Origin of the sequence: Iodobacter violaceini (genome assembly GCF_011601265.1) — a bacterium.
Classification (GTDB): Bacteria; Pseudomonadota; Gammaproteobacteria; order Burkholderiales; family Chitinibacteraceae; genus Iodobacter; species Iodobacter violaceini.
The window spans coordinates 55,179-78,152 of sequence record NZ_JAAOLX010000011.1; the positions used below are offsets into that span (position 1 = coordinate 55,179).

The following is a 22,974-nucleotide window of genomic DNA, read 5'->3' on the forward strand; positions in this document are numbered from 1 at the left end:
ATTTTATAAAAATGGCTGATATCGCTAGCTTTCGTAACCGCTTTGCCAAAAACGTTAAACATTGGGGCAAATGGGCCCGTCGGCAGGGCATTACTTGCTACCGTGTATACGATAGAGACGTACCTGAATTCCCTGTAATCGTTGATTTCTATGAAGGCCGTGTGCACTTGCAGGAAGTGGCAACCGGCTGGATGGAAAGCGATGAAGATCATGCCGCCTGGCTGGAAGCGATTCGCAGTGCCTGTGCCGAAGTGCTGGATATTGATGAATCTGCCGTAGTGCTGAAATTGCGTCAGCGCCAAAAAGGCCTGCAGCAGTATGAAAAGCTGGAAGGCGAGCTGTCTGAAGACTTTGTGGTGCAGGAAGGTGGCAATCAATTCTGGGTGAATTTAGGTGCTTATCTGGATACCGGCTTATTTCTGGATCACCGCAATACCCGCAAACGGGTGATGGAAGAAGCCAAAGGCAAACGCTTCCTGAATCTGTTCAGCTATACCGGCTCCTTTAGTGTTTACGCTGCAGCCGGTGGGGCCACACATACCACTACTGTGGATATGTCGAATACTTATCTGGAATGGGCCGAGCGCAATTTCGCTTTAAATGGCATGGATCCATCCCGCCATCAGCGCGTGCGTGCTGATGTGTTCGAGTTTTTATCCGAAGCCTTAAGCGAAAGCACCCGCTACGATCTGATCGTGATGGACCCGCCTTCGTTTTCTAATTCCAAAAAAATGAACGGTATTCTGGATATCCAGCGTGATCATTCCTGGCTGTTAGAAAGCGTACTGGCCCTGCTGAAACCGGGTGGCGTGCTGTACTTCTCTAATAATCTGCGCACCTTTACGCTGGATGACTGGCTGAAGCCTATGTGCACCGATATCTCCGGGCAATCCGTGCCGGAAGACTTCCGCAACCGCAAAATCCATCAGTGCTTCAGGTTTGTAAAAGCCTGATTTTAAGCATGGCCAAACTTTAAGCCGCAGAAGTCAAAGAGAGCACAGAGGTTCACAGAGGAAAAAGATGTTTTTACTGTTCTCTGTGGCGCGCTGTGCTTTCCTTTTATTCTGAGGTTTAAGGTTTGGCTTAGCCAGATTTATATTGATGCCCGCTTGTTTGGATTACCCCGTTCATGAACAACCCTTATTTTTCTTTCCCCCTCGTTCTGATTGATTTAGAAACCACCGGTGCGAATCCGAATACGGATCGTGTTACCGAAGTAGGCATTGTGCAGATTGACGGGCAGGGCAGCCGCAGCTGGTCGCAACTGGTGAATCCGGGGAAAGAGATTCCTGAGTTTATTCAGGAGCTGACCGGCATCAGTAATGAAATGGTGGCCGATGCACCGCCCTTTGCTGAGGTGGCGGAGCAGGTACTGGAGCAATTGCAGGGACGGATATTTGTAGCGCATAACGCGCGCTTTGATTACGGTTTTTTAAAACAGGAATTTAAACGCCTTGATATGCGTTTACAGGCGCAGGTGCTGTGTACCGTAAAGCTCTCACGCAAGCTTTATCCGGTGGAGCATAAACACAGCCTGGATGCCCTGATTGCCCGCTACGGGCTGACTTTCTCGGGCGGCCGTCACCGCGCCCTTACCGATGCCGAGCTATTGCAGCAGTTTCTGGATGTGGCACTGAAAGATCATGGCTTTGAGGCGCTGCATCAGGCGATTGCCGAATTATTGCGTCAGCCTGCCTTGCCACCTGCGCTGGACCCTGCCCAGATCGATGAATTGCCAGAGTCGTCCGGCGTTTATATTTTTTATGGCACGGATGATGTGGCGCTTTATATTGGCAAAAATCACAATATCAGAAAGCGCGTGCTGGCCCACTTTAGCGATGCCAATCCTAAAGAAGTGCAGCTGGCCAAGCGCACCCAAAGGCTGGCTTGGCATGAAACATCGGGCGAGCTGGGGGCCGTGCTGCTGGAAACCAGCCTGGTGTCGCAACTGGAGCCAAGCTACAACCCGCCACAGCGCCGGATTAAAGAATTGGGAGCATGGCGTTTAGTATCCAAAGATGATGTGCTGCAGCCCTATTGGACGCCGTGGGCAGAGGTGGGGGCGGAGCCGGTATTTGGCCCTTTCCGTTCACGCCGTGAAGCGGCTAATGTTTTAAATAAAATGATCGATGGTCATGGCTTATGCAGGCAGATTTTGGGGCTGGAGCCAAAGCCCAAATCAATGACGCCTTGTTCCGCGTTTCTGGAAAACCGCTGCCGTGGTGCCTGTGTGGGCCGTGATATTACGCACAACGCTCGTTTTGCTGCGGCTATGGAGCGTTATCGCTTCCCAGTCTGGCCCTATAAAGGCGCAGTTGCACTGGCAGAAGGCCCGGAATGGGCGCCTGTGCTGCAGGTGTTTGATCAGTGGTGCTATCTGGGGGCGATCAACCACCTTGATGAGTTAGCATCTTTGATGGCTAAGCCGCGCAAATTTGAACTCGATGTGTTTAAGCTCATTCAGAAAGAGTTCAAAAAACAGGGGCACAGGTTGCAGAAGCTGGGGTGTGGAGAGTAGGGCGTAGATCTTATTCCCCATTCTCCACTCCCTGCTCTCGTTTTCTTAGGCCGCGTAAATCACAAACACCGTTGGGCGTTTGTGTAGATCTGGCTTAGGCCCGCTTTTCCAGTCTGCTACGGTTTTGCTCAGCATCAGTTCATTTGCTGTAGTGAGATCACAAGCCACAGTCAGCTGGGTGCTTCCTTTTAAGCCTGCGAGCAGGGCATCAAATAATGCGCCGTTGCGGTAAGGCGTTTCAATCATCAGCTCGGCTTGTTTATTGCGGAAAGAGTCGTTTTCCAGCTGGCGAATGGCCTCCAGGCGGGCGGGGTCTTGTGCGGGAATATAGCCGTTAAAGCGGAACTTCTGGCCGTTGGCTCCCGCACCCATCAGGGCAAGTAAGATCGACGATGGCCCAACCAGCGGCGCAACTTTAATGCCCTTGCGGTGGGCTAAACGGATCAGGTTGGCACCGGGGTCGGCGACGCCAGGGCAGCCCGCCTCGCTCATCAGGCCAACATCGTGGCCATCCAGCAGTGGCTTTAGCAGCGCGCCAAGCGCGTCTTCTTTGGTGTGCTCGTTCAGCTCTTCCATCCATAAGCTGCGCAGCTCGTGCGGCGTGCCAAATTCTTTTAAGAAGGCCCGCGCAGTTTTAGGCGCTTCAACAATAAAGTGTGTTAAGCGCTGCGCTGTGGCGAGTACATCTGCCGGAATGACGCTTGCCAGTGTGTCTGTGCCCAGCGGGACAGGAATCAAATACAGGGTGCCGCTCATAGCAGTGGAAATCCTTCATTTTTAAGCATGGTAATAAGTTCAATCAGCGGCAGGCCAATAATGGCGGCAGGATCTTTGCCCTCGATAGCGGCAATCATCACAATGCCCAAGCCTTCGGTTTTGGCGCTGCCTGCACAGTTATAGGGTTTTTCGCGCTGCAGGTAGGATTCGATCTCGGCGTCTGTGTAATCACGCATCGTGACACGGGTAATATCTACACAATGCTGCTCTTTGCCCGTGCCCGTGTTGTACAGGCAAAGTGCGGTATGAAACGCCAGTGTATGGCCGCGCATTTTACTTAACTGATGAACGGCGCGATCGTGCGTGCCGGGTTTTCCCAGTTGTTCGCCATTTAAAAGCGCAACCTGGTCCGAGCCAATAATCAGGCTGTCCGGGTATTGATCAGCAAGCACGCGGGCTTTGGCGATGGCAAGGCGCAGGCTGGTGTCGCCTGCTGTTTCGCCGGGCAGGGCGCTTTCGTCCAGATCGGGTGCTGCAGTTATAAATGGAATACCCAGCCGCTCCAGCAATTCTTTGCGATAGGGCGAGGTCGATGCGAGGACTAATCGAGGTAAGTGCATGGATTTGTTAGACTCTTACGTAAATGACTTTGACAGGGTTAGTTAAGAGATTGTATCATGCGCGGTTTCTTGTATTCGTTCTGGTTCCTTATGACTGTTATTCACAGCGGTCAATTCGCGCTTGAAGGCGAAAAGATTGAAGGTACGATCCCGCTGTCTGAGTTAGGCCGCTTACATGATCTGCTTGCTAGTACTGAGGGCAGCATGGTCTGGAAGTTGTCTGGCGGCATTGATAAGTTAGAGCGGCCGTGGTTATTTGTTGATGTGGAAGGCGAAGTTCAACTCGTTTGCCAGCGTTGCTTAAAGCCCATGCCCTTTTTTGTTAATGTGGGTAGCACTCTCGTACAGTTTCCAGACGAGGCCCATCTTGATGAGGCAGAAAACGCTGACGAAGATCTCGAAGGTATCGTTATCGATCCCGAGCTTGATGTTATTGCGTTGATAGAAGATGAAATTCTGCTTGCCTTGCCCTTCGCGCCCCGGCACGAAGACTGTGGTGCAGATCGCATTGTTTTAAAAGATTCAAAACCGAATCCGTTTGCTGTCCTGGCTCAGTTGAAAACCAGGGAAGCGGAATAAACTGTCAATTAAACTGGTTTTCAAGGAGCTACAATCATGGCTGTTCAACAGAATAAAAAGTCCCCGTCCAAGCGTGGCATGCGTCGTGCACACGACTTCCTTACCGCTCCGGCGCTGGCAGTTGAAGCTACGACTGGTGAAGCACATTTGCGTCACCACATCTCCCCAAATGGCTTTTACCGCGGTCGTCGCGTTATCAAAGCTAAGGGCGAGTAATCCCTTTTACAACCTCAGGGTTGTAATATGCGGCGCAAGCGGGCAACCCTTGCGCCGTTCGCCGTTCTGGATTCCCCAGTCTGTGCCTTTTTTGGAGCCCTGATTGCAGCGTTTTCCCAGCCGCGTACTGAATGGCTGATAAATACTCTCTGGCTCCTTACAGGACTTGTAGCCCCCGATGGATATCACCGTTGCCGTTGATGCAATGGGCGGCGATCATGGCACGCACGTTACAGTGCCTGCAGTGCTTCGCTTCCTAAAAGAATTTCCTCATGTAAATGTCGTGCTGGTTGGTTTGCCCGATGTTCTTGCGGTTGAATTAAAAGCTTGCCATGCCACGGTAGGCCCTCGCTTGCGTGTTCATGCCGCAAGTGAAGTGGTGACCATGGATGAATCGCCTCAGTCGGCGATGAAGAATAAAAAAGATTCTTCGATGCGTGTGGCGATTAATCTGGTTAAATCCGGCGAAGCCAATGCCTGCGTTTCTGCAGGCAATACGGGCGCGCTGATGGCCACTGCACGTTTCGTACTTAAAACCATTCCCGGAATTGATCGCCCGGCGATTGCCAAAATGATGCCATCCAGCCGCAATGAGACTTGCGTGCTGGATCTTGGGGCCAACGCGGTATGTACACCGCATAATATTTTGCAGTTTGCCATTATGGGGTCTTCGCTGGTGGCGGCAACCCGCCATATTGAAAACCCAACCGTGGGCTTGCTCAATATTGGTTCTGAAGACCAGAAAGGAAATGAGACGGTTAAAGAGGCCTCAGAATTATTGAAGGCATCCCGGCTTAATTTTCAGGGCAATGTTGAGGGAAATGACATCTACCGCGGTTCGGTCGATGTGGTTACCTGCGATGGCTTTACCGGAAATGTGGCTTTAAAAGCTTCGGAAGGCCTGGCAAAAATGCTGGCCGATTTCTTAAAACAAGAGTTTACCCGCAGCTGGTGGACGCGCATTATCGCACTCCTTGCGTGGCCGGTATTGGCGCGCTTTAAAGCCAGAGTTGATCCGCGCCGTTATAATGGTGCGTCCTTGCTGGGCTTGAAAGGCATCGTGGTGAAGAGCCATGGTAGTGCAGACAAAGTGGCTTTTTACTGGGCTTTGCGGCAGGCGATGGATGAGGCGCGCTCTGGCGTGATTCAGCGCATCACTGAACAAGTTCAGGATCAGCTCGCAGAATTGGCAGCTCAAGAGACTGCCGTCGAATAAGGGGTTTGGCATGTACGCTCGCATTGTTGGCACTGGTTCATATTTACCGTCTCGTATTCTTTCAAATCAGGAAATCGCTGCGCGCGTTGAAACCAGTGATGAATGGATTGTTTCGCGTACGGGTATCCGTGAGCGTCATATTGCAGCTGAAGGTGAGCTGACATCTGATTTGGCGCTGAAAGCCGTTGAGGCGGCCATTGCCGCTGCGGGTGTAAGCAAAGAAGAAATTGATTTACTGATTGTGGCCACAACAACGGGTGATCAGATTTTTCCGTCAACGGCTTGTATCGTGCAGGATAAATTAGGCTTGCATGGTTTCCCGGCGTTTGATGTGCAGGCGGTATGTGCAGGGTTTATTTACGCGCTGAGTACGGCTGAAAAATTTGTGAAAACGGGTGCAGCAAAATGCGCCGTGGTGGTGGGGGCAGAGACGGTTTCTCACTTGATTAACTGGGAAGACCGCGGCACATGCATCTTATTTGGTGATGGCGCTGGCGCAGTTGTTCTGAAGCCTTCCGTGGAAACCGGTATTCTGGCCACTAATTTACGAGCAGATGGCCGTTACCGCCATATTCTGAAAGCAGATGCAAAGGTGAAATACGGTAGCCTGACAGGCAGCCCGTGGCTGTATATGGAAGGTAATGCTGTATTTAAGTTTGCAGTCAGAGCACTTGCTGATGTGGCTGTAGAAACGCTTGAGGCCGCTGGCCTTGCTCAATCTGAAATTGATTGGCTGGTTCCGCATCAGGCCAATATTCGTATTATTGAATCCACCGCAAAGCATCTTGGTTTAAGTATGGATAAAGTGGTGGTGACTGTGGCTGAGCATGGTAATACTTCTGCTGCATCCATTCCTTTAGCGCTGGACGTAGCAGTGCGTGATGGCCGGATTAAGCCGGGCCAGAAAATTTTAATGGAAGGGATTGGTGGTGGTTTTGCCTGGGGCGCGGTCATCGCTCAGTTTTAATGTTAACGGCGCAGCAATGCGCCGTTTGACTATCCGGCATTAAAATAACTGTTTGAATTTTGCTGAAGCCATGTGCTTCAGCGGCGTGAGAGGAGAAAAAAATGGCATTAGCATTTGTATTCCCGGGCCAAGGCTCTCAATCAATCGGCATGATGAATGGCTGGGCTGATTTGGCGGTAGTAAAAGCAACGTTTGACGAAGCTTCGGCGATTCTGGGTGAAGACTTATGGCAAATGGTCGCTGATGGCCCTGCTGAGCTGTTAAATGCAACCGTCAATACTCAGCCTCTGATGCTGACTGCAGGCGTGGCCGCATGGCGCGCATGGCAGGCACAAGGGGGCGCACAGCCAGAAGTCCTGGCAGGACACAGCCTTGGCGAATACACTGCGCTTGTGGCGGCAGAGGCATTGTCTTTTGGCGATGCGCTGCAATTAGTCCGTTTGCGTGCAACGGCGATGCAGGATGCTGTGCCCGCAGGCACAGGCGCAATGGCGGCTATTCTGGGCCTTGCTGATGATCAGATTATTGCGGCTTGTGAAGAAGCTGCGCAGGGCGAGGTTGTTGCTGCGGTGAATTTTAATTCACCAGGCCAGGTTGTGATTGCGGGAAGCAAGGCTGCAGTTGAGCGCGCTTGCGATGCTTGTAAAGCGCGTGGTGCTAAGCGGGCGATGTTATTACCAGTGTCTGTACCATCGCATTGCGCTTTAATGCGTCCTGCTGCAGAAAAGTTGCAACAAAAGTTAGATACAATCGTCATCAATACGCCTGTGATTCCTGTCTTGCATAATGCAGATGTGGCCGCATATAGCGATGCCGCACAAATTAAAGATGCATTGGTTCGTCAGCTTTATGAGCCAGTACGCTGGGTGGAAACCATCACTAAGATGGCAAATGACGGAATCACCGTGATTGCAGAATGTGGTCCGGGTAAAGTACTGGCAGGCTTGAATAAGCGAATTGCAACTGAAGCGCAGCAGGTGGCGCTGGTTGACGCTGCAGCACTGCAAACATTAAAAGCAATGCTGTAAGCCCTTGCAGGCTGCTTGAATAATCTGGAGATTTTGCATGAGTTTTGAAGGTAAAGTAGCACTGGTAACGGGGGCATCCCGTGGTATTGGTCAGTCGATTGCACTTGAGCTTGCTCGTGCAGGGGCGCTGGTGATTGGTACCGCAACCTCAGACGCGGGCGCAGAAGCGATTACGGCTTACTTAAAAAAAGCTGGTAACGCGGGTTGCGGCTTACGCTTGCAAGTGACCGAAGAGGGCGCTTGTGATGCGATTATTGACTCAATTACCCAACAATTTGGCCCGGTGACCATTCTTGTGAATAATGCAGGGATTACCCGTGATAATCTCCTGATGCGCATGAAGGACGAAGAATGGGATGAGGTGATGGCAACCAATCTGCGTCCGGTGTATAAGCTCTCCAAGGCCGTTATGCGCGGCATGATGAAAGCGCGCTGGGGCCGGATTATTAATATTGCGTCGGTGGTGGGAGCTACAGGTAATCCTGGGCAAGCAAACTACTGCTCGGCAAAAGCGGCTCTGTTTGGTTTTACCAAATCGCTGGCGCGTGAGATTGGCTCCAGAGGGGTGACTGTGAATGCAGTGGCGCCTGGTTTTATTGATACCGACATGACAAAGTCGCTGCCTGATGAACAAAAGGCTAAACTAGTCGAACAAATTGCCTTAGGACGCTTAGGTAATCCGCAGGATATTGCAGATGCGGTGAGTTTTTTGGCGTCAGATAAAGCTGCTTACATTACAGGTAATACCCTGCATGTAAACGGCGGAATGTATATGAATTAAGGCGGTATCTACGCTGATCGCAGATTTAATTTGCCGCTCAGCGTGGTTTTTTGGTTGTGCATTTGACCGAAGTCACTCGACAAACGTTTGCTGTGACTGTTTTTTTGGTAGAATGCCGACGTTTTTTTTAGTAATTAAGACAAGGCTTGGGACATAAATTCATGGAAAACATCGAACAGCGTGTTAAGAAGATCGTTGCCGAGCAACTTGGCGTGCCGGAAACAGACGTTAAGATTGACTCATCGTTTGTAAACGACCTCGGTGCCGATTCTCTCGATACCGTTGAACTCGTCATGGCACTGGAAGAAGAATTCGAGTGCGAAATTCCTGACGAAGAAGCCGAAAAGATTACTACCGTTCAGCAAGCTATTGACTTCGTCAATGCTAATCTGAACAAGTAATTAGTTTTTCTCGAGGCCTCTGCGATAAGCGTGTAAGCGTTTATTGTGGAGGTCTTGTTCCATCTGGTCCTTTATAGGGCCATCTCACGGAGACTGCCCCGTGTCTAAACGCAGAGTAGTTGTCACCGGCTTGGGACATGTCTCGCCGGTAGGCAATGATGTGGCTACCGGTTGGGCAAATTTGCTCGCTGGTCAGTCTGGCATCACCCAAATTACCCGTTTCGACGCCAGCGACCTGGCCTGCACCATTGCTGGTGAAGTCAAAGGTTTCGATATTACCGAGTACATCTCGGCAAAAGACGCACGCCGTATGGATGTGTTTATCCATTACGGTATCGCCGCAGCCCTGCAAGCGATTAAAGATGCAGGTCTCGATGATGTTGCGGATTTAGATAAAACACGCGTTGGCGTGAACATTGGTTCTGGTATCGGTGGCCTTTGGTCTATCGAGCAGACCAGCGCGGCGATGCTTGAAAGCGGCCCGCGCAAAATTGGCCCGTTCTTTATTCCGGGTTGCCTGATTAATCTGGTTGCAGGTCATGTAACCATTTTGAAAGGCTATCAGGGACCAAGTTACGGCATCGTTTCTGCATGTACTACCGGTGCGCATAGTATTGGCGATGCGGCCCGTATAATTCAGTACGGTGATGCAGATGTGATGGTTGCTGGCGGTGCAGAAGGCGCGATTTCCCGCCTTGGCATGGGCGGCTTTGCCGCCATGAAAGCGCTGTCTACCCGCAATGATGATCCGGCTACGGCATCCCGCCCTTGGGATACGGGGCGCGATGGCTTTGTCATGGGTGAAGGCGCGGGTGTGCTGGTACTGGAAGAGTACGAGCATGCTAAAAAACGTGGCGCAACCATTTACGCCGAGCTGATCGGTTTTGGTATGAGCTCGGATGCTTACCATATCACTTCGCCAACGGCAGAAGGCCCGGCGCGTGGCGTAACCAACGCCTTGCGTGATGCTGGCATTAATCCGGATGAAGTGGATTATGTGAATGCTCACGGCACATCAACGCCAGTGGGTGATGCAAATGAAACCAATGCGCTGAAAATTGCCTTTGGTGATCATGCTAAAAAGCTGGTGGTAAATTCTACTAAATCCATGACAGGCCATTTATTGGGCGGCGCGGGTGGTGTGGAAGCGATTTACTCCATCCTGGCTCTGCATCATCAGGTATCCCCGCCCACCATCAATATCTTTGAGCAGGATATTGCGGGTGGTTGTGATCTGGATTATGTGGCTAATACCGCGAGAGATATGAAGATTGGCGTTGCAATCTCTAACTCTTTTGGTTTTGGCGGCACCAACGGTACGCTGGTTTTCCGCAAAATTTAAAGCGGAAAGCAGTAACAAAAAAGGCTGCTCCGGCAGCCTTTTTTACGTCTGTAAATTGCAGTATATATAAATAGTGTTTTTACAAGGTAAAGCCAGGTAAGACAGCAAGCGATTCAGGACTTGGGTAAAGTTGCAGTCATTAGCAAACAGACTACTTGCAGAATATACCCTGGCCAGGCTTGGGGGTTAATCCTCGCGCTGTAATGTGTAATTCAGCTGGCTGATATCAAAGCCCTGCTCTTTGGCAATATCCAGTGCGGTATTTAAATCTTGCCTGCTGATGGTCTGGCTGCGCGAAAGCAGCCACAGATATTTGTGATTAGGGTTGCCTACGAGTGCCCATTGGTAATCATCACCCAGGCCAAAGACCCAGTAATCCGCAGAGAATGGCCAGAAGAAGCTGACTTTTAATTTTGCATTGCCACTGTGGGGTATCACGCTTGCGTGTCCGCTTGCCTCTGCAAAGCTGCCATCTTGTTTGCGGCAGCGATTGAGCACACCAATTTTATCGTCCCCTTGTTTTGTGTATTCCGCGGTGGTATCCGCAACGCACATGCGCTGAAAATACATTGGGAAACTGGCGATTTCGTACCAGCGGCCTAAATAACGGTCTAAATCGAGCGAGGAAACAGTCACGGGTTCGGCACAGGCGGTGCCGCTGATCATCAGGCTGAGAAGTAAGGCGGATAAGCGCATATTTGCCTTCTTTTTTTTAGCGGTGTTTTATATATTCTAGCAGCTTGCCCAAAAGGTGCGATCGCATTCATGGCATGAAATGGGCCTTGTGAACGGATCTGAAGCTATAACAGCAAAGGCATTGCCCCTGCCTGTTTGTATGTTTTCTATGCCTGTACAAAGCATTATTTCTCTGGTGGCTTAGTGATAAGTAAACACAAGGGATTTAATACAATGCTATCGCTTGTTTAAGTGATAAGGTATAAGGCTGCACTTGCCCTGTTAAAATACTGATTATGTTCTGTCTATCTCTTTCCCAAACTCCTGACTTATTAGCGTTGCACGCCAGCGATCCTGTCCGTTTTCCTGCCCTTGCTGAAACAGGTGGCGGTCATGCGGGGTGGGATATTCTCTTTGCCTTGCCGCGGGAAGTACGTGTTTATGCTGCGGGTGAGGGCGATGCTTTTGTCAGTGATCTGCGCAGCTTGCCCCTGAATACCTTGCTGCCCCGCCCGGAAGAGCTGCCGCTTGACGCGCCTTTTGCGGGGGGCTGGTTCACTTACGCGGGCTATGAGCTGCTTTCAGTCTTTGAGCCACATGTGCCGCAACGTGCTGAGGCTGATTTTCCTGTCGCTGCCTTATTACGCATTCCTGCCGCTGTTTTACTTGAGCGCCCATCCGGGCAGGCATGGCTGGTAGCCGAAACACTGGAAGAGTTAGAAATGCTCGCCGGGCGGGTTGCTGATTTGCCCGAATTTAATCCGTCTTTGCCGCAAGTTGCATCCATTACCGAGGATGATCCTGAAGCCTTTTTACACGGGGCAGAGCAGGCTCTTATATATATAAGAGAAGGCGATGTTTTTCAGGTGAATTTATCCCGAGGCTGGGATGTGCAGCTGGCACAAGCTTTAAGCCCTGCCGAGCTTTTTGCCAGCTTGCGGGTTCGCAATCCTGCGCCGTTTTCTACCCTGCTTGATTTAGGCAGCTATGGTGCGGTGGTCAGCTCTTCACCAGAGCGCCTGGTTAAAGTAAAAGGCGATTGTGTTGAAACCCGGCCAATTGCAGGTACTCACCCAAGATCGCTGGATGAAGCTGAAGATGCCCGGCTTAAAGAGCGGCTCTTAGCTACACCTAAAGAGCGTGCTGAGCACATTATGCTGGTAGATTTAGAGCGTAATGACCTGGGGCGTATTTGTCGTCCCGGCACGGTGCAGGTGGACGAGCTGATGGCTGTGGCAACCTATGCTTTTGTGCATCATATTGAATCTAATGTCCGCGGGCAGTTAAGCGCTGGACAAACACCAGCAGATATCCTCAGAGCGCTCTTTCCCGGAGGGACCATTACAGGTTGCCCTAAGGTTCGCTGTATGCAAATTATCAGGGAGCTGGAAGATAGGCCACGATATGCTTACACGGGCAGCATGGGTTATATTAATTTGGATGGGTCAATGGATCTCAACATCCTGATTCGTACTTTCTTACAAAGGCAAAACCAGCTTTATTTCAGAGCAGGCGCTGGTATTGTGATTGATTCAGATCCTGAGCGTGAATTACAAGAAACAAGGCATAAAGCACGTGGCTTATTGCGTGCCATTGGCGTTGAAGGATAAGCCCGTTTGCAGGGCGGGCATGCTTTTAAGTGCATGTGCATCAGCTTAATTCAGGGTGGCAAAGCAAATTGTTTTGTTCACCCTTTTTTTATGGAGTTTTAAATGAGATTGCTTAATGGCCAGCTCCAGGATGCCATCAGTATGGCCGATCGGGCGTTTCAATTTGGTGACGGAGTGTTTCGCACCATGCGCTGCACCGGCGGGGCGATTGAATTTTGGGCCAGACATTACGCACGCTTACAGCAAGATTGTGCTGCAATAGGAATAATGTGCCCGGCTGAGTCTTTGCTGTTAGAAGACTTTCGAAAGCTTACGCCTGTTGACGCTGTGCTTAAGATCATCATTACAAGAGGAGAAACGGCTCGTGGTTATGGCTCGCCGCCGGCGCTGGAGGTCAATCGTATTGTTCAAGTGGCTGCTTTACCTGTATATCCCGATAATTTTTATCAGCAGGGCGTAAAAGTACGGGTTTGCACGACGCGTACAAGCTGGCAGCCCGCTCTGGCAGGGGTTAAGCATTTGAATCGTTTAGAAAATGTTTTAGCGCGGCGGGAATGGAGTGATCCGGATATTTTTGAAGGCCTGATGCTGGACAGAGATGATCAGATTATCGAAGGCGTAATGAGTAATGTGTTGGTTTTAAGCGACAGCATTTTAAGTACCCCAAAACTGGATCAAAGCGGGGTAAATGGGGTGATGTGTGAGGTCGTTTTTGATGCTGCAATGCAGCATGGCTGGAAGGTGGAAAAACGAGTCTGGAAGCTGGATGAGATTAAAAAAGCAGATGCAATTTGGTTAACAAATAGCGTAATGGGATTATTGCCAGTTTCGTCTTTATGTGAGCAGCATTTCGCTCCTCACACCGCGCAAGTACTGCTATTGGCAGCACTTAAGCAGTTGCGCCAAAAGGAAAAATTTGCGATCTTGAAAGAGCCGGCTATGACGAAAGGGTAATTTGTCACAGCGTGGGATAGGGGCTTGGCCTTATATTGGCGCTCCTTCAACGCAAAAACGGCAAGCCTGAGGGCTTGCCGTTTTTGATAAATCTGGAGGAGAGAGGGGGATTCGAACCCCCGATACTCTTGCGAGTACGCCTGATTTCGAGTCAGGTACATTCAACCACTCTGCCACCTCTCCAAAGAGGAGACGAATTCTAGCGCAATTTTTACCTAAGGCAAAGCAGTGTTTGTCATTTTAGGATGAATTAGTGCAGAATGCGGCCGGTATCAACAAACGGGATGCGCATGAAACATTGGCTCATGGCTCTAGCAACAGTTGTCCTAACGGGTTGCGGCGATATGCCGGAACAATCTTCCAACCGGGTTCTTCCTTGGGCAGAATCACAAGAACTCGTCGTACTGGTACAAAACGGTCCGACCACACTCTATGTCGATGCTGAAGGCAATTACGCAGGCTTGGAGTACGACCTCGTTACTCGCTTTGCAGTAGCAAATGGGCTGAAAGTGCGTTTTATCGTGACCAGCAGCTATGCCGAGTTACTTTCCAGGCTAAAGGGAAATGAAGCTCATTTTGCCGTTGGCGTGCAAAATGGCTTTGAAAGCCAGGGGCTTGCATTTGGCCCGGCCTACCAAAGTATCGAGCCTGTGCTGGTTTACCCAAGCAATAAAACAGCAGCCAGTGTTCTGGCAGAGCTGAGCGCGGGAGAGGCAAGTATCAGTACGCTGCCTCAGTACACCATGGCGCTGGATAAGCTAAAGGCCAGCAAGCCTGGTCTGAACTGGCATGTGGTAGAAGATGGCGATAGTGAAGACTTGATTGAGCGCGTTGCCAATGGCCAGCTCACTTACGCCATGGTGGATTCGCATGCTGCGGATGTTGCACAAAATTACTTCCCAAAAATCGCTATTTCGCGTGATATGGGCTCGGTGCAACAGCTGGCTTGGGCTGCTCCGGAAGGAGACAGCGAGCTGTTTACCTTGTTTCAGGGCTTCTTCAGCAAAATGACTCAAAGCGGTGAGCTGCGCAGTCTGCTTGACCGATATTACGGCCATGTGAATCGTCTTGGCCCAATGGATGCCATGGCGTTTTTAGACAAGCGTAAAGCCACTTTGCCACGCTATAAAAAGTGGTTTAAAGAGGCTGAAACGAAAACCGGCCTGGATTGGCGTTTGGTTGCTGCACTGTCTTATCAGGAATCAATGTGGGATCCGGAAGCGGTTTCGATGTCGGGTGTGCGTGGCATGATGATGCTCACCAACGATACGGCAGAACGTTTGGGCGTGAACCGCCTCGACCCCTACCAAAGCATTCAGGGTGGCGCGCGTTATATCCAGACCATGAAAGACAGCCTGGCTGAGAATATTACTGAGCCTGATCGTACCTGGCTGGCGCTGGCCGCCTACAACGTAGGATTAGGCCATCTGCTTGATGCCCGCGCATTGGCTGTGAAGCTGGGCAAAAATCCGGATAGCTGGGTGGATGTAAAAACCACACTGCCACTTTTGCGTAATCCGCAATATTTTAAATCCGCCAAATATGGCTATGCCCGCGGTGGCGAACCCGTGATTTTTGTTGAGCGTTTACGTACTTACTACGATATTTTGGTGCGTTTCGAGAGCCCGGTGCAAAGCACGATGCCGGTGCTAAGCGAGAATATTGTGGTGCAAAACCCCAATAATCTGCCGCTGAATATCAATAACCGCGTGCTGGCGGCCAAGCAGGTGCGTACCGCGGCGCTTTGATCTGAAGTGCTGCAAGCTTTAGCATAAAAGGGCAGGGAGCGGCTTTTGCCGCCAATGACCTTATTTATGCGGAGCTTTCGCGGCTTAAGCCACAGTAATGAGAAGCATCGGATTCCTAAGTGTTTGTTGTGGTGGATAGGGTAGATCCGCTGCGTCTGCGGCGCAGTTTGCTCTTACGCGCTACAATATCGCCTTCCACGCACTATTTCCGGTAGCTTTTTTATGACTGTACGTACTCGTTTTGCCCCTAGTCCTACGGGCTTATTACATATTGGTGGTGTACGCACCGCGCTGTTTTCATGGGCGCATGCCCGCAAAAATGGCGGTGCATTTGTGCTGCGCATTGAAGACACCGATTTAGAGCGCTCCACACCAGAATCTGTGAAAGCCATCATGGATGGCATGCATTGGGTAGGCATCGATTACGATGAAGGCCCGTTTTACCAAATGCAACGCATGGATCGCTACCGCGAAGCCGTTAAGCAACTCTTAGCCAGTGGCCACGCCTACCCTTGTTATATGTCCAAAGAAGAGCTCGATGCCATGCGCGCCGAGCAGGAAGCTTTGGGCTTAAAAGCCAAATACGACCGCCGCTGGAGACCAGAGGAAGGCAAGGTTTTGCCTGAGCCTCCGGCGGGTGTGCAGCCCGTACTGCGCTTCAGAACGCCACTGGATGGCGTAGCAGCATGGGATGATCTGGTGAAAGGCCGGATCGAGATTGGCAATATCGAGCTGGACGATCTGATCATCGCCCGCCCGGACGGCACACCAACCTATAACTTCTGCGTAGTGGTGGATGACTGGGATATGGGCATCACCCAGGTGATTCGTGGTGATGATCATGTGAATAACACCCCCCGCCAGATTCATATTTTTAACGCGCTGGGTGCGGTGGTGCCGCAATTTGCCCATCTGCCCATGATTCATAACGACCAGGGCCAGAAATTATCCAAGCGCCGCGATGCCGTCAGTGTGGTGGATTACGACCGCGCAGGTTATTTGCCGGAAGCCCTGCTCAACTACCTGGCCCGTTTAGGCTGGGGCCACGGTGACGACGAATGCTTCACCATGGCGCAGTTTGTAGAATGGTTTGATCTGAAAGATGTATCAGCCAGCCCAAGCCGCTTTGATAAAGAAAAACTGCTGTGGCTGAATGCTCAGCATATCAAAGCTGCGGATACTGCCCGCCTGGCTGATCTGGCTAAGCGCTTCCTGGATGAAAAAGGGATAGACCTGAGCCAGGGGCCTGCCCTGGTGGATGTCGTCGCTTTGCTTAAAGAGCGCGTGCAAACCATCGTTGAGCTGGCTGCCGAAGCAGAATACTTTTACCAGCCGCTCACGCCTTCTGATGAGATTGTAGCCAAGCATCTGACGAGCGATGATCTGGCCCGCCTGAGCGCCTTTGCCAGCGAAGCTGCAGCACTGGAAGTATGGGATACCGCGAGCATCTCGGCATTTATTAAAGAATTCTGCAAATCGCAGGGCGTAAAAATGGGGCAGGTCGGCATGCCACTGCGGGCCAAAGTCTGCGGCACCACGCATACGCCTTCGGTGGATGCGGTGCTGGCTTTGCTGGGCAAGGCTGAAGTTTTGAAACGCCTGGCTTAAGCATTGGGCTAATTAAAAAAACCGGGCTGCATGGCCCGGTTTTTTTATGCGCCAAAGGAAATAACAATGCAGTTTAAAAAAATAGATCCGCAGCGCGATTTTGATCTTTGCCTGCAGTTTCGCAAAGACGCCTTTTTTTGCAGCTTCCAGAGCTTGGATGGCTTCACTGAGTTTGTGGGCGTTGATGGGGCAGATTACAGAAATAAAATCATCGTCAGAAGCAATGATCCGCAATGGGTTTATGTTCAGGTCTATTTAGCAGATCAAGTTATTGGGCAAATAGAATTAAAAACCTATTCCCATCTTGAGCAAACAGGCTATGTGCATCTGTTCTATCTTGTTCCGGAGTTTCGGGGTAAAGGCTATTTCAAGCGGCTTAATCAGTTTGCAATTACTCAGCTGCAGGCGGCAAATTGCAAAGCTGCCGTGCTTGCTGTTGGCCGGGATAATCAAGCGGCGATGGCGGCTTATCAAAAAAATGGCTGGCTGATGCAGGGCGCTAAAAATGAACGCTCGGATTATTGGGTTCATCATTTAAGCAGCCAAAGTGGTGATGTGTTACAGGTTTGCAGTTATTCGAAGTAACTTTGCCCATCTTGTCAACATTACAAAGCGCGTAGGGCGGGTGAAACCCATCGCATTATAATGGCTGCACACCACCATATCCCCCTGGAGTATTGCCCATGCACGCTGCTGAACTCTTACAATCCCTGACTCTTAGCCAGAAAGTTGCCCAGCTGTTTATGGTAGGGTTTGATGGTCTGGTCCCCAATTCGCATATTGAAGACATGCTAAGGGCACATCAGCTGGGGGGCATCATTTTGTTCCGGCGCAATGTTGAAACTCCTGGCCAGCTTGCTGCCCTGAATTTGCGCTTACAACAAATCAATTCAGAAAATAGCCCTGTGCCATTAATGATTGGTACGGATCAGGAAGGTGGCATGGTGATGCGGATCGAAGCAGGTGTGACACCGCTGCCCTCAGCCATGGCATTTAAACATACAGCGAGCGAAGCAGATTGCGAAGCGCTTACCAGGGTTGGTAATGCTGAGCTGAAATCGCTGGGGATAAATATCAATTTTGCGCCGGTGCTGGATATTAATAATAACCCGCAAAATCCGGTGATTGGTGTGCGGGCTTATGGCGAAACAGTCAGCGACGTTTGCCAGTATGGGCTGGCTGCATTGCGGGGCATACAGTCGGCTGGCATGGCTGCCACGGGGAAGCATTTTCCGGGGCATGGTGATACTGCCGTTGATTCCCATCACAGTATGCCGGTGGTTGCCCATAACCGGGCTCGTCTCGATGCCGTAGAGCTGGCTCCGTTTAGTGCCGCTTTTGATGCAGGGCTGGATGCTGTGATGACGGCGCATGTTGCATTTCCGGCTATTGAGCCGGATTTGGCTAAGCCAGCAACGATTTCTCACGCTGTTCTCACTGGCTTATTAAGAAATGAGCTGAATTATCAGGGGGTTGTGATTACTGATTGCCTGGAAATGGATGCAATTGGCAAAGGGGTAGGTACGGTTGAAGGGGCTGTATCAGCGATTGCCGCCGGAGCCGATATTGTGTTGATTTCACATACACCAGCCAAGCAGGCAGCAGCCTTTGCTGAAGTATTGCGGGCCGTTAAAGATGGTGAGATTTCAGAGGCTCGTATTGATGAATCAGTGCTGCGTATTCTTGCATTAAAACAGCGCTATCAGATGTCGGATTGGGCCAGCCTTGTGCCATCGTTATTGGCTCCAGAGTCATTGCAATTGTCAGAGCGCGTTCATCAGGCGGCAATCAGTGGCGAGGCAAGGCAGCTCGATAAAAATAAAGCTGTTTTGTTGATTAGCGCCGAGGTGCGCGTTCATACCGAGATTGATGAAGTCGCTCTTGGCAAAACGCCTGAAGCGCGTAATTCACTGGCGACGCCTTTGCGTGAGCTGGCATTTACAGTGAGTGAAGAGTGGATAGGCTTGCAGCCATCAGCGGCGGAGCTGGACGTGGTTTTAAGCAGGGCCGCACATGCAGAACAAATTATTTTTGTATCGTATAACGCTGCATTATCTAAAGAGCAGCGGGCGCTGATTGATGCCTTACCACACGATAAGCTGTGGCTGATTGCGGGCCGTCTGCCCTATGATTTGGATCTTGCTCTTGATGCTGCAGGGCGGCTAAGTTGCTGTTCTAACCGCCCGGCTGCTTTATCTGCATTAGCACGGAAGCTGGCTGCTGCTGATCGCTGATTCATAAAGGTATTAAATAAGATGCCGGTTTTTCTGTTCAGGAAAAGCCGGTTTTTTTATGCCTGCTGTGCTTTCCCCTGCACCATGCAGTTTTTCTTGTTTACTCCGGACGCCTGGCTGTGTGTAAAAGTGCCATGTGTAAGCAGATCATTGAATGCTTTCTTTGTGAACTGGAACACATTGGCCAATTTTTAGTTAATACCAATCAAACTTTCAAATTCCAAACACTTCCTTTCTCTATGTTTCTCTAGAACTGTTCTATTGCTGTATTGGCGAATGAATGGCTTTGTTTCGAAGGAAATAGCGCTGTAACAGCCTGTGTTTTTATTACAAAGGCAATATGTGATGATTTTCCTTCATTATTTCTATATATCTTGAATACCAGACGTCTGAATGTTGATCTTTCTGTGGATTGAAATGGAAAGTTGTTTCCGGTAAAAATACACATCAGATAAACGGATTGCTGAAATCTAATTAATCTGTTTTCTTAGTTAAATATTTAACTTAACTAATGCATTTATATCTATTGCTGTTTATGAAGCCGTTTTTTAAATCATATGTTTTAAAAATTCAAGGAACAGATATGAATATCAAGAAAAATGCGGCTGCAATTACTATATTGTTCAGCTTATTTAGTTCGGCACATGCGGTAAACGCATATGTTGATCAATTTATCAGCTTCAAAGATGCATTAGGAAATAATGCGGTGGCATATGGCAATAATGGCACGCTGACTGCACCTCCTCCTGAAGTTGTTAATCCAAATATTATTCTTGGTGCGCCTACGGTATCGCAATGGGTTTCTATCCCTACAGATTACTCAGCTGTTTATGGTTTTAATGGTCAGAACGCGACTGAAGGGCTGGATATTTATTATGTGGATGCAGGTGCTTTGTCTAATGTTAGTGTTTGGGGAAAGCTCAATATTGCGGATGCCTGGACTATGATTGGCTCGGTAACTGAAGGAGCACCATTAGGCACAACGTATAATCCGGTCTCTTCATTTCTAAGCTTAGCTGGTACGGGATTAAGCGGTGTCAGCCAGGTGATGATCCGTGGTACAGACGTAGCAGGCTGGTCCCCTGGTTTTGATTTAATGGGGATTCAAGGCCGGGGGATGCTGGCGGCTCCTGTGCCAGAGCCAGAAACATATGCATTAATGGGGTTAGGACTAATTGCCTTGCTGGTTAATCGGCGCAGGCAAGTTGATGCATAGGGCAGATAAAGATGAATTCATCTGCCAATAGCATTCATTTTTAAAATGATAGTGACCTATTTAGTGGTTTCTAATTTTTAAATATAAGGAATAAACATGAAGATAAGAATAAATGCTGCCGCAATCATAGTACTGACTGGCATATTTAGTACGGCGCACGCTGTTGATGCGTATGTTGATCAATTTATTAGTTATAAAAATGCAAGTCAGAATGATGCGAATCTTCTGGGGTTTCAAAATGGTACTCCTGGCACTTTAATTAATGTTTCAGGAGCATTAGCTACTGGTGCCCCAACATACGGTGAATGGGTTGCTGTGCAGAGTGGCTATGAAGCGATTTATTCATTTACGGGGCAAAAAGCGACAACGGGTTTAAATATTTATTCAGTTGCAAATGGCGCAAATGAAAGCGCAGAAATTTATGGGCGCTTAAATTCAACAGATAGTTGGTCGTTTCTTGGAATGGCATATGAGCCTTTAACATCTTCGGGATATTCAGCTCAATCCAGCTTTATTAATTTAAGTGGTTTTAGTAATGGTATTGCCCAGGTTAAAGTAAGGTCACTCAGTGATGGTGGCTGGTCGCCTGGTTATGATCTGATGGGGATTCAGGGGCAAGGTATGGTTGCAGCACCTGTGCCAGAGCCGGAAACTTATGCGTTAATGGGGCTGGGTTTAATTGCCTTGTTGGTGAATCGTCGCAGGAAAATTAATGTTGAGTAAGCAAAATAAAAAAAGGCCATTAAATAATGGCCTTTTTTTATTGATGTATTATTACATGCCGATGTACCGGTCTGGCCGGTGATTAATTGCAATCGCAAGGTTTAAAGCAAAAGCACCTAATACAGATATTAATAGTTGTTTGTGATCAACTACGCCAAAACCAACACACAGAATAAAGAGATCAACCACTAACTGCACATAGCCTGTGCGCCAGCCAAAACGCTTTTGTAAATAAAGAGCCAATACGGTTACGCCACCTAAGCTGGCTTTATGCCTGATCAGCATCAAAATACCTACGCCTGCCAGTAAGCCGCCCATTAAACCTGCAAAAACAGGATCAACATCCCCCAGATTAATCCAGTTTGGCAGCCAGCCACATAGCAGGGCGAGTGTGCCTACGCAGGCAAATGTTTTAAGCGTGAATTCTTTACCCAGCATACGGTAAGAGAAAATATAGATCGGCAGATTAATCAGAAACAATACGGTGCCATATGACCAATGGGCGATGTAGTGCAACAGAAATGCCAGACCCGTTGCCCCGCCTGTGAGCAGACCCGCTTGTTTAAAAAACTGGATCGCCAGCGCCATAAGCAATACGCCGGTCATTAATCCTTGTAAGTCTTCAAGCAGGGAGTGGGAGTGTTTGGGCTGGGGCATATAAAACCGGTGCAGAATGATCAATCAGGAGCGGAGCATAGCCACGAATGCTATTCGGGTAAACGGAAGGATGTCGCAATTTTTACATGTTTTGCGCTAAATCAAGTCGCCTGGCAGCAAACCGTCGATCAGAGGAGGAAAGATAGTCCTGAAGTTAAGTATGTTTCCTGCCGATAATCTGTCGTATACCTTTGTGCGATAGATTGATAAGGAGCTTTATCGTGATTAACTCTGTTTCCACCTCATCGCCAGCCGCCGTCCAAAGCAAGGATGTGAAAGATACGGATAAAAAGCCCGGGCTGAGCGAGGCAAGCATTCGTGCACAAACAAACCAGCAGATTTTGCAAGCATCTTTGCAGGTGTCGATCAGCAGTGGCGATAAGCCAATGCAGCTTTTATTCAGAACAGCTATTGATAAGATAAATGAAGTGCTCAAGCCAGAATTTGGTGACGATGCCATTAAAAATGCGATGGGCCAGGATAACTCGCCCGAAGGCACTGCCGGGCGAATAGTTGCGCTCTCAACGGGGTTTTACGATGCTTTTGCCAAACAAAGGCCCGGACAAGACCCGGATAAAATTGCTGAGGAATTTACCAAGGTGATTCGTGGCGGGGTAGAGCAGGGTTTTAAAGAGGCAAGAGATATTCTTAAGAGTTTGCAGGTGCTCGATGGCAGCATTGCCAGTAATGTGGATAAAACCTACGATTTAGTACAAAAAGGTTTAGATGATTTTTTGGCGGGCAAAAAGCAAACGCCTGCAGAAGCAAAGTAAGGCCATCCTGCTTATTCAGCACTTTCCTTCCTGTGTTTTTCATTGCGATCCCGAAGCTTGATTGTACGGAGCTTCGGGCCAGCGTCTCTTATTTCAATCCTTACATGAAAAATAAATACCTGATGGTTTAGTCAGGTCTGTTTTCTTGCCTTGGCAGGCAGAAAATCTGGCTTTGTTTGTAAATAAGAACTATTACTGTGTTTTTATAGTGTTTTATTGGATTTTTTGGCCATAAAAATGGCGAAAAAAAGCGATTTACAGGGGGGTGTCATATAAAAATCACAAATATAAAAATGGGTCAATCTGTTTGTCTGTGGGGATGAAATATCTAAAAGCTGGCTTTGTTTGCTAAAAATCAAGATAAATTTTATGTTTTTTTACATGTAAAAAT

At 49.3% G+C, this 22,974-nt stretch carries 23 protein-coding genes and 1 tRNA gene; 19 read left to right on the forward strand and 5 right to left on the reverse strand.

What is annotated here, in order from left to right:
• Positions 1-11 precede the first annotated feature (11 nt).
• Together HA050_RS18175 and HA050_RS18180 are read left to right on the forward strand one after the other, a co-directional pair.
• Positions 12-953: a class I SAM-dependent methyltransferase gene (locus tag HA050_RS18175; protein WP_166829336.1), complete on the forward strand. Its 942-nt coding sequence runs from the start codon at positions 12-14 to the stop codon at positions 951-953.
• 176 nt (positions 954-1,129) lie between these two features.
• Complete coding sequence (locus HA050_RS18180; protein ID WP_166829338.1) at positions 1,130-2,518, forward strand: exonuclease domain-containing protein; 1,389 nt, start codon at positions 1,130-1,132, stop codon at positions 2,516-2,518.
• 45 nt (positions 2,519-2,563) lie between these two features.
• Here HA050_RS18180 and HA050_RS18185 read toward each other — a convergent pair whose 3' ends face one another.
• Entirely contained in the window at positions 2,564-3,274 is a 711-nt protein-coding gene (locus tag HA050_RS18185) for an SAM-dependent methyltransferase (RefSeq protein WP_166829341.1), read from the reverse strand.
• The gene (locus tag HA050_RS18190) at positions 3,271-3,855 is read right to left on the reverse strand and encodes a Maf family protein (protein ID WP_166829343.1); all 585 of its coding nucleotides are present in this window, start codon (positions 3,853-3,855) and stop codon (positions 3,271-3,273) included. Before HA050_RS18190 ends, HA050_RS18185 begins: the two co-directional genes overlap by 4 nt.
• A gap of 57 nt (positions 3,856-3,912) precedes the next feature.
• Between HA050_RS18190 and HA050_RS18195 the strand changes: the two genes are divergently transcribed.
• The 8 genes from HA050_RS18195 to fabF all read left to right on the forward strand — a co-directional run bounded on the left by HA050_RS18195 (position 3,913) and on the right by fabF (position 10,385).
• The gene (locus tag HA050_RS18195; RefSeq protein ID WP_240929159.1) at positions 3,913-4,434 is read left to right on the forward strand and encodes a YceD family protein; all 522 of its coding nucleotides are present in this window, start codon (positions 3,913-3,915) and stop codon (positions 4,432-4,434) included.
• A 36-nt stretch (positions 4,435-4,470) separates the two neighbouring features.
• Positions 4,471-4,650, forward strand: a complete 180-nt coding sequence (rpmF, locus tag HA050_RS18200) for a 50S ribosomal protein L32 (protein ID WP_046351409.1) — start codon at positions 4,471-4,473, stop codon at positions 4,648-4,650.
• Positions 4,651-4,828: 178 nt separating this feature from the next.
• Positions 4,829-5,866 carry a phosphate acyltransferase PlsX gene (gene plsX / locus HA050_RS18205; RefSeq protein WP_115229088.1) on the forward strand — a complete coding sequence of 346 codons (1,038 nt, stop codon included), beginning with the start codon at positions 4,829-4,831 and terminating at the stop codon, positions 5,864-5,866.
• 10 nt (positions 5,867-5,876) lie between these two features.
• A complete protein-coding gene (locus tag HA050_RS18210; RefSeq protein ID WP_166829346.1) occupies positions 5,877-6,833 on the forward strand; it encodes a beta-ketoacyl-ACP synthase III in 957 nt (318 codons plus the stop codon).
• Positions 6,834-6,934: 101 nt separating this feature from the next.
• Positions 6,935-7,861, forward strand: coding sequence for an ACP S-malonyltransferase (gene fabD, locus HA050_RS18215; RefSeq protein ID WP_166829348.1), 927 nt, complete (start codon positions 6,935-6,937; stop codon positions 7,859-7,861).
• A 37-nt stretch (positions 7,862-7,898) separates the two neighbouring features.
• On the forward strand, positions 7,899-8,642 hold the full coding sequence (gene fabG / locus HA050_RS18220; RefSeq protein ID WP_166829351.1) for a 3-oxoacyl-ACP reductase FabG: 744 nt from the start codon (positions 7,899-7,901) through the stop codon (positions 8,640-8,642).
• A 161-nt stretch (positions 8,643-8,803) separates the two neighbouring features.
• The gene (gene acpP / locus HA050_RS18225) at positions 8,804-9,043 is read left to right on the forward strand and encodes an acyl carrier protein (RefSeq protein WP_115229095.1); all 240 of its coding nucleotides are present in this window, start codon (positions 8,804-8,806) and stop codon (positions 9,041-9,043) included.
• Between the two features lie 100 nt (positions 9,044-9,143).
• On the forward strand, positions 9,144-10,385 hold the full coding sequence (gene fabF, locus HA050_RS18230; RefSeq protein WP_166829353.1) for a beta-ketoacyl-ACP synthase II: 1,242 nt from the start codon (positions 9,144-9,146) through the stop codon (positions 10,383-10,385).
• 186 nt (positions 10,386-10,571) lie between these two features.
• Here the strand turns inward: fabF and HA050_RS18235 are convergent, their stop codons facing one another.
• Positions 10,572-11,081, reverse strand: coding sequence for a lipocalin family protein (locus HA050_RS18235; protein ID WP_166829355.1), 510 nt, complete (start codon positions 11,079-11,081; stop codon positions 10,572-10,574).
• A gap of 275 nt (positions 11,082-11,356) precedes the next feature.
• On the opposite strand from HA050_RS18235, the gene HA050_RS18240 reads away from it, so the two are divergent.
• The gene (locus HA050_RS18240) at positions 11,357-12,670 is read left to right on the forward strand and encodes an aminodeoxychorismate synthase component I (protein ID WP_166829358.1); all 1,314 of its coding nucleotides are present in this window, start codon (positions 11,357-11,359) and stop codon (positions 12,668-12,670) included.
• 102 nt (positions 12,671-12,772) lie between these two features.
• The gene (pabC, locus tag HA050_RS18245; RefSeq protein WP_166829360.1) at positions 12,773-13,624 is read left to right on the forward strand and encodes an aminodeoxychorismate lyase; all 852 of its coding nucleotides are present in this window, start codon (positions 12,773-12,775) and stop codon (positions 13,622-13,624) included.
• Positions 13,625-13,717: 93 nt separating this feature from the next.
• On the opposite strand, the gene HA050_RS18250 is transcribed toward pabC, so the two are convergent.
• Positions 13,718-13,807: transfer RNA gene (locus tag HA050_RS18250), tRNA-Ser, on the reverse strand.
• A gap of 122 nt (positions 13,808-13,929) precedes the next feature.
• Between HA050_RS18250 and mltF the strand changes: the two genes are divergently transcribed.
• The 6 genes from mltF (at position 13,930) to HA050_RS18280 (ending at position 21,153) form a co-directional block, all read left to right on the forward strand.
• Positions 13,930-15,372 carry a membrane-bound lytic murein transglycosylase MltF gene (gene mltF / locus HA050_RS18255; protein ID WP_166829363.1) on the forward strand — a complete coding sequence of 481 codons (1,443 nt, stop codon included), beginning with the start codon at positions 13,930-13,932 and terminating at the stop codon, positions 15,370-15,372.
• A 222-nt stretch (positions 15,373-15,594) separates the two neighbouring features.
• Positions 15,595-16,980: a glutamate--tRNA ligase gene (gene gltX / locus HA050_RS18260; RefSeq protein ID WP_166829366.1), complete on the forward strand. Its 1,386-nt coding sequence runs from the start codon at positions 15,595-15,597 to the stop codon at positions 16,978-16,980.
• A 66-nt stretch (positions 16,981-17,046) separates the two neighbouring features.
• A complete protein-coding gene (locus HA050_RS18265; protein WP_166829369.1) occupies positions 17,047-17,565 on the forward strand; it encodes a GNAT family N-acetyltransferase in 519 nt (172 codons plus the stop codon).
• Positions 17,566-17,663: 98 nt separating this feature from the next.
• Positions 17,664-19,214: a beta-N-acetylhexosaminidase gene (gene nagZ / locus HA050_RS18270; protein ID WP_166829372.1), complete on the forward strand. Its 1,551-nt coding sequence runs from the start codon at positions 17,664-17,666 to the stop codon at positions 19,212-19,214.
• Between the two features lie 583 nt (positions 19,215-19,797).
• Positions 19,798-20,430 (forward strand): PEP-CTERM sorting domain-containing protein, encoded by a 633-nt coding sequence (locus tag HA050_RS21980; RefSeq protein WP_205836501.1) that lies wholly within the window; start codon positions 19,798-19,800, stop codon positions 20,428-20,430.
• Between the two features lie 96 nt (positions 20,431-20,526).
• Positions 20,527-21,153: a PEP-CTERM sorting domain-containing protein gene (locus HA050_RS18280; protein WP_166829375.1), complete on the forward strand. Its 627-nt coding sequence runs from the start codon at positions 20,527-20,529 to the stop codon at positions 21,151-21,153.
• Between the two features lie 51 nt (positions 21,154-21,204).
• Here HA050_RS18280 and HA050_RS18285 read toward each other — a convergent pair whose 3' ends face one another.
• Complete coding sequence (locus HA050_RS18285) at positions 21,205-21,810, reverse strand: YitT family protein (RefSeq protein WP_099400044.1); 606 nt, start codon at positions 21,808-21,810, stop codon at positions 21,205-21,207.
• Positions 21,811-22,031: 221 nt separating this feature from the next.
• Between HA050_RS18285 and HA050_RS18290 the strand changes: the two genes are divergently transcribed.
• The gene (locus HA050_RS18290; protein WP_166829378.1) at positions 22,032-22,583 is read left to right on the forward strand and encodes a DUF5610 domain-containing protein; all 552 of its coding nucleotides are present in this window, start codon (positions 22,032-22,034) and stop codon (positions 22,581-22,583) included.
• The last annotated feature ends 391 nt before the right edge of the window (positions 22,584-22,974 follow it).

Bases quoted from the DNA above. Each gene is read 5' to 3' on its own strand.
- fabD (WP_166829348.1), top strand. From the start codon at position 6,935: ATGGCATTAGCATTTGTATTCCCGGGCCAAGGCTCTCAATCAATCGGC.
- HA050_RS18210 (WP_166829346.1), top strand. From the start codon at position 5,877: ATGTACGCTCGCATTGTTGGCACTGGTTCATATTTACCGTCTCGTATT.
- HA050_RS18190 (WP_166829343.1), bottom strand. From the start codon at position 3,855: ATGCACTTACCTCGATTAGTCCTCGCATCGACCTCGCCCTATCGCAAA.
- acpP (WP_115229095.1), top strand. From the start codon at position 8,804: ATGGAAAACATCGAACAGCGTGTTAAGAAGATCGTTGCCGAGCAACTT.
- HA050_RS18280 (WP_166829375.1), top strand. From the start codon at position 20,527: ATGAAGATAAGAATAAATGCTGCCGCAATCATAGTACTGACTGGCATA.
- rpmF (WP_046351409.1), top strand. From the start codon at position 4,471: ATGGCTGTTCAACAGAATAAAAAGTCCCCGTCCAAGCGTGGCATGCGT.
- HA050_RS18180 (WP_166829338.1), top strand. From the start codon at position 1,130: ATGAACAACCCTTATTTTTCTTTCCCCCTCGTTCTGATTGATTTAGAA.
- pabC (WP_166829360.1), top strand. From the start codon at position 12,773: ATGAGATTGCTTAATGGCCAGCTCCAGGATGCCATCAGTATGGCCGAT.
- fabG (WP_166829351.1), top strand. From the start codon at position 7,899: ATGAGTTTTGAAGGTAAAGTAGCACTGGTAACGGGGGCATCCCGTGGT.
- HA050_RS18175 (WP_166829336.1), top strand. From the start codon at position 12: ATGGCTGATATCGCTAGCTTTCGTAACCGCTTTGCCAAAAACGTTAAA.
- HA050_RS18240 (WP_166829358.1), top strand. From the start codon at position 11,357: ATGTTCTGTCTATCTCTTTCCCAAACTCCTGACTTATTAGCGTTGCAC.
- HA050_RS18185 (WP_166829341.1), bottom strand. From the start codon at position 3,274: ATGAGCGGCACCCTGTATTTGATTCCTGTCCCGCTGGGCACAGACACA.
- HA050_RS18265 (WP_166829369.1), top strand. From the start codon at position 17,047: ATGCAGTTTAAAAAAATAGATCCGCAGCGCGATTTTGATCTTTGCCTG.
- HA050_RS18195 (WP_240929159.1), top strand. From the start codon at position 3,913: ATGCGCGGTTTCTTGTATTCGTTCTGGTTCCTTATGACTGTTATTCAC.
- HA050_RS21980 (WP_205836501.1), top strand. From the start codon at position 19,798: ATGAATATCAAGAAAAATGCGGCTGCAATTACTATATTGTTCAGCTTA.
- HA050_RS18285 (WP_099400044.1), bottom strand. From the start codon at position 21,810: ATGCCCCAGCCCAAACACTCCCACTCCCTGCTTGAAGACTTACAAGGA.
- gltX (WP_166829366.1), top strand. From the start codon at position 15,595: ATGACTGTACGTACTCGTTTTGCCCCTAGTCCTACGGGCTTATTACAT.
- plsX (WP_115229088.1), top strand. From the start codon at position 4,829: ATGGATATCACCGTTGCCGTTGATGCAATGGGCGGCGATCATGGCACG.
- HA050_RS18235 (WP_166829355.1), bottom strand. From the start codon at position 11,081: ATGCGCTTATCCGCCTTACTTCTCAGCCTGATGATCAGCGGCACCGCC.
- mltF (WP_166829363.1), top strand. From the start codon at position 13,930: ATGGCTCTAGCAACAGTTGTCCTAACGGGTTGCGGCGATATGCCGGAA.
- nagZ (WP_166829372.1), top strand. From the start codon at position 17,664: ATGCACGCTGCTGAACTCTTACAATCCCTGACTCTTAGCCAGAAAGTT.